6 protein-coding genes are annotated in these 5,241 nt (G+C 44.4%); all 6 read left to right on the top strand.

The genetic code is table 11. The features are described 5' to 3' along the window. Positions 1 to 213: 213 nt before the first annotated feature. The 6 genes from efp to U9Q77_00945 all read left to right on the top strand — a co-directional run bounded on the left by efp (position 214) and on the right by U9Q77_00945 (position 5,209). On the top strand, positions 214 to 777 hold the full coding sequence (efp, locus tag U9Q77_00920) for an elongation factor P (protein MEA3285923.1): 564 nt from the start codon (positions 214 to 216) through the stop codon (positions 775 to 777). 9 nt (positions 778 to 786) lie between these two features. Beyond that, positions 787 to 1,236 carry an acetyl-CoA carboxylase biotin carboxyl carrier protein gene (accB, locus tag U9Q77_00925; protein ID MEA3285924.1) on the top strand — a complete coding sequence of 150 codons (450 nt, stop codon included), beginning with the start codon at positions 787 to 789 and terminating at the stop codon, positions 1,234 to 1,236. Positions 1,237 to 1,247: 11 nt separating this feature from the next. Beyond that, positions 1,248 to 2,603, top strand: a complete 1,356-nt coding sequence (accC, locus tag U9Q77_00930; GenBank protein MEA3285925.1) for an acetyl-CoA carboxylase biotin carboxylase subunit — start codon at positions 1,248 to 1,250, stop codon at positions 2,601 to 2,603. 137 nt (positions 2,604 to 2,740) lie between these two features. Then, positions 2,741 to 3,118, top strand: a complete 378-nt coding sequence (gcvH, locus tag U9Q77_00935; GenBank protein ID MEA3285926.1) for a glycine cleavage system protein GcvH — start codon at positions 2,741 to 2,743, stop codon at positions 3,116 to 3,118. 10 nt (positions 3,119 to 3,128) lie between these two features. Continuing rightward, the gene (gcvPA, locus tag U9Q77_00940) at positions 3,129 to 4,472 is read left to right on the top strand and encodes an aminomethyl-transferring glycine dehydrogenase subunit GcvPA (GenBank protein MEA3285927.1); all 1,344 of its coding nucleotides are present in this window, start codon (positions 3,129 to 3,131) and stop codon (positions 4,470 to 4,472) included. After that, entirely contained in the window at positions 4,469 to 5,209 is a 741-nt protein-coding gene (locus U9Q77_00945) for a geranylgeranylglyceryl/heptaprenylglyceryl phosphate synthase (GenBank protein ID MEA3285928.1), read from the top strand. The genes gcvPA and U9Q77_00945 overlap by 4 nt, the downstream gene beginning before the upstream one ends. The last annotated feature ends 32 nt before the right edge of the window (positions 5,210 to 5,241 follow it).

Consider the following 5,241-nt stretch of genomic DNA (forward strand, 5'->3'; position numbering starts at 1 on the left):
TCCTAATGGTCACATCTTGATCTGCCCCTTGACTCCAAGACCTTCAGACTTCAGACTTTTGACTTTGGACTTTGGACTTTGGACTTTGGACTTTGGACTTTTGACTTTTGACTTTGGACTTTGGACTTTGGACTATTCAGGATAAAAAGTTTGCCATGATTTCAGCCTCCGGTTAACTTCGCGCCACTTAAGAAAGAGAGTGGGACATCAAATATGGGTAGCACATCAGATATTAAAAACAATTTGGTAATAGAGTTTAGCGGAAATCTTTGGAAAGTTGTTGAATTTCTTCATGTTAAGCCAGGCAAGGGTAATGCCTTTGTCAGAACAAAACTTAAGAAGATTCCCGGTGGTCAGGTCATAGATCAAACCTTTCGTTCTGGCGAAAAAATCGACAATGTTAAATTACTGGCCAATGAAATGACCTTTCTCTACGCTGATGAGAGCCATTATCATGTCATGGATAATGAAACTTATGAGCAAATTCCTATTGATAGAGAACTGATGGCATCGGTTAAAGATTTCTTAAAAGAAAATGATAGTATCAAAGTATTGTTTAGAGACACCACACCGGTTGATGTCGAGATACCGGCACACGTAATCCTGGAGATCACGGAAACTGATCCCGGTTTACGTGGAGACACAGCTACAGGTGGCTCAAAGCCAGCTTTCCTGGAAACCGGACTTAAAGTAACTGTGCCTCTCTTTCTCAATATCGGAGATAAAGTCAAAGTTGATACGCGTACTGGTGACTATCTGGAACGCGTCAGGACTTAGGAGAAAATATTGAACACCAAAGATATAGAACAACTGATTGCACTATTGGAAAAGTCCGGTCTGTCTGAGATCGAATTTTCCACTTGGGGTAAAAAGATCCGGGTCTCTCGCTCGGCTGGAAATATTGTTGTCCAGAACTCTGTTGGGGATGATATCAATTCTCAGGCAGCCGCACCGGCTGATCCAAAAGCAGCGACTCCAGAAGAGGAGAGCTTGCTTCATGGTGTTGCCTTTAAATCGCCCATGGTTGGTACCTTTTACAGGTCTCCTTCACCAGATGTGGATCCCTTCGTAAAAGTTGGAGATCATGTCAGAAAAGGTGATACCTTATGCATCATCGAGGCCATGAAGATCATGAACGAAGTTGAAGCAGAAATGTCCGGAGTCATTCTGGATATTCAGATCGACAATGCTCAACCCGTTGAATATGGTCAAACACTCTTCCTCATTGACCCCTGATCCGATCCTTTATGTTTAAAAAGATTCTAATTGCTAATCGTGGTGAAATAGCCCTCCGGATTATTCGGGCATGCCGTGAAATGGGTGTAAAAAGTGTAGCCGTTTACTCAGAGGCAGATGAACTCTCTCTTCATACCAAGTTCGCTGATGAAGCAGTCTGTATTGGCCCCGGACCTTCTGCTCAGAGTTATCTGAATACCCAAGCGGTCCTGACAGCAGCAGGGGTTACTAACGCTGATGCCATTCATCCTGGATATGGTTTTTTAGCTGAGAGTGCTGATTTTGCCGATATGTGTAAGAAGCATAAGCTTGAATTCATTGGGCCTGATGGTGCCATGATCAACGCTATGGGTGACAAAGCCTCTGCCAAGGAAACGATGAAGGCCGCTGGTGTACCGGTTATCCCGGGTAGTCAAGGCATTCTTGGCTCAATTGCCGAAGCTCGAGAGATGGCCGATGAGATGGGCTATCCCGTGATCCTGAAAGCAACAGCCGGGGGTGGTGGCCGCGGGATGCGTGTAGTTTACCGGTCAGAGGATGTTGCCATGTTTTATGGCATGGCTCAGGCTGAATCGGCAACAGCGTTTGGCAATGGTGACTTATATCTGGAAAAATATATTGAGAATCCCCGCCATATTGAAGTGCAGCTTTTAGGTGATTCTCATGGAAATATCTACTCTCTGGGTGAAAGAGAATGTTCAATTCAACGGCGACATCAGAAACTAATGGAGGAGTCTCCTTCAGCTGTTGTGTCAGAAGCATTACGCCGGCAGATGGGTGAAGCAGCTGTCGCAGGTGCCAAACGAGTCAACTACGTGGGTGCCGGAACCATTGAATTTTTATTGGATAAACATGGTAAATTCTACTTTATGGAAATGAACACCAGAATTCAAGTAGAACATACCGTTACTGAGGAAGTGACCGGTATTGATCTCGTGAAAGAACAAATCGCTTGTCATGCTGGTGAAAAACTACCGGCCTGGCTGGGAAATTTGCAATTAAGGGGACATTCAATTGAATGTCGTATCAATGCAGAGGATCCGTCCAAAAATTTCCGTCCTTCACCCCTGCTCATCAAAAATGTCCATTTTCCCGGTGGGAAAGGAATTCGGATTGATAGTCATATTTATGGCGGGTATCAGATTCCGCCTCACTATGATTCAATGCTGGCGAAATTGGTGGTTCATGGGCGTGACCGTAAGGAAGCTATCGAACGTATGTTGGGTGCTCTGAAAGAATTCATTATAGAGGGTCCCAAGACGACCATCCCTTTCCACATCCAGTTACTTGAGAACGAGAAAGTACGCAGCGGAAATTTTGACACCCACTTTCTGGAATCATTTCAATATGATCCAAATCGTGAATAATGATGGAAAATAGTGGCCTGAAATCGCACGGTTTATCCCGTATTAAATCACAACTTTGGCGGGAATTATGCTATTCAGAAATACATCAAGCGATTTTTTGAGTAAATAACAATTTTAGCTGATCGAGGAGATCAAACATGAATGTGCCTGCAAATTTAAAATATACCAGTGATCATGAATGGATCCGAGTGGAAGGTGATATTGCCACTATCGGGGTCACGGACTATGCTCAAGGTGAATTAGGTGATGTGGTTTTTGTTGAATTACCGGATGTGGGAGATGAATTTGCCAAAGGGGATGTTGCTGCAACCATTGAGGCTGTAAAAACTGTGGCCGATGTCATATTGCCTGTAAGTGGTAGCATAGAAGCAGTGAACGAAGCTTTGGATGATGCTTCAGAATTGATCAATCAGGATGCCTATGGCCAGGGTTGGATCATCAAAGTGAAGATCTCAGATGTCTCTGAACTGAATGATTATATGAGTGCTGAGGACTATACAGCCAGTATTTCCTAGCGGGAGCAAAATGCACCAGTACATACCAAATACCGAAGCAGAGCAATTAAAAATGTTGAATGAGGTGGGCATTGCCTCATTTGAAGAACTGCTCAATAGTATACCTGAAGCTTTGCGTTATTCAGGGGATCTTCCACTACCGGCCGCCAAATCAGAGATAGAACATAAACGGGATGTCCAAACCATTCTGATGGAAGATGGTAGTACAGCCTCTCATGTTTCGTTTCTGGGTGCCGGATCTTACGACCACTTTATTCCACATGTTGTGGATGTCCTGATCAGTCGCTCAGAGTTTTATACTGCCTACACACCTTATCAGGCTGAAGTGTCCCAGGGTACCTTACAGGCCATGTATGAGTATCAATCCATGATCTGTGAGTTAACCGGAATGGACCTGGCCAATTCATCTATGTATGATGGGGCCAGCGCCATGGCCGAAGCCTGTTTGTTGGCTGTGCGGCATTCTAGACGGAAAAAAATCCTGATCTCAAAAAGTGTCAACCCGATTTATGTGGATGTGGCTGTTACTTATGCTCACCACCAGGGTCTGGAATTTGAGTTTGTTGATTTAGCTGAAGGGGTCACTGATCTTGATGATCTGACCTCAAGACTTGATACAACAGTTGCCGCGGTTGTGATCCAAAATCCAAATCTCTATGGTGGGCTGGAAGATTTGGCAGCCATAAAGTCCTGTATCAACGATAAGAAGACGCTACTAATAGCTGTAGTAAATCCTATTAGCTTGAACTTGCTGGCAGCACCAGGTAATCAAGGAGTCGATATCGTTGTAGGTGAGGGGCAGTCTTTGGGAAACCATCTAAGTTTTGGAGGTCCCTACCTGGGCTTTTTAGCTGTGAAGACACCCCTGATCAGAAAAGTTCCCGGACGTATTGCTGGTAAAAGTATTGATTCAAATGGGAAGTCAGCATTTGTAATGGTGTTACGAACTCGTGAGCAGGATATCCGACGCGAAAAAGCTACTTCAAATATTTGTACGAATCAGGGATTGAATGCTCTGGCTGCTTGTGTCTATATGGCTACCCTGGGTAAGAATGGCTTAAGGAAAGTAGCTGAACTGTGTACCAGGAAAGCCCACTATTTGGCTGATGCGATTCGCGCAATAGATGGGTATTCAGTCAGCACGAAGCATTTCTTTAATGAATTTGTAGTTGAAGTTCCTGGCTCAGCAGATGCTGTGGTCAAGTTAGCCACAAAAGCAGGCTTTTTTGCAGGTGTTAGCTTAAATCAATTTGAAGTTGGAGCAACGCGTAAACTGCTTGTCGCTGTTACTGAAAAACGAAGTAAGGGTGAAATGGATCAGTTTGTTGAATTTCTATCGGGGGTTAAGGTTTGAGTGTTTACCAACAACTTCGGAAAATACAAGCAACCAGGGGAGCTGGATACTTAGTTCTGGTTGATCCCGACCGCTGGGACTTGGATCAGGTTGAAATATTTATTGAACAGATTAACAGCTCTGGTGCAGATGGGATCATGGTTGGTAGTTCACTCATTATGGGGAATGGTACCCAGGCCAAGATGAAACGTATTCAGCAAGTGGCAACACTTCCCGTAATCTTGTTTCCTGGCAATGTAAATCAATTGACCCCTCATGTTGATGCGCTATTTTTTCTTTCAGTTGTTAGCGGTCGTAATCCCCAATTCTTAATTGGGGATCAAGTAACAGCTGCCCCCATTGTTCGTGAATTGGGTCTGGAGGCAATTTCTACTGCTTATATGTTGATCGAGAGTGGTCGGGTTACCACAGCTGAGTTCATCAGCGGTTCCCAACCAATTCCCAGAGATAAGGCTGAAATAGCTGTCGCGCACGCCCTGGCCGCTGAATATCTGGGTTTCAAATTTATTTACCTGGAAGCTGGCAGTGGTGCCAAATACTCCGTATCACCTGAAATGGTTAAAGCAGTGTGCCGCAATACCAATATACCCGTGATCGTGGGTGGGGGAATTCACACGCCGGAAACTGCTGCTCGCCTAGTAGCTGCCGGAGCTTCATTTATTGTAACTGGAAACGTGTTGGAGGATAACTCAAATTCTCGCTTGATGGAACAGTTTGCTACTGCCATTCATCATTGATATTATACTGAAAAAGTCAGTTGAAGCACATT

Source organism: Candidatus Neomarinimicrobiota bacterium, from assembly GCA_034716895.1.
In the GTDB taxonomy this organism is placed as follows: domain Bacteria; phylum Fidelibacterota; class UBA8477; order UBA8477; family JABMPR01; genus JABMPR01.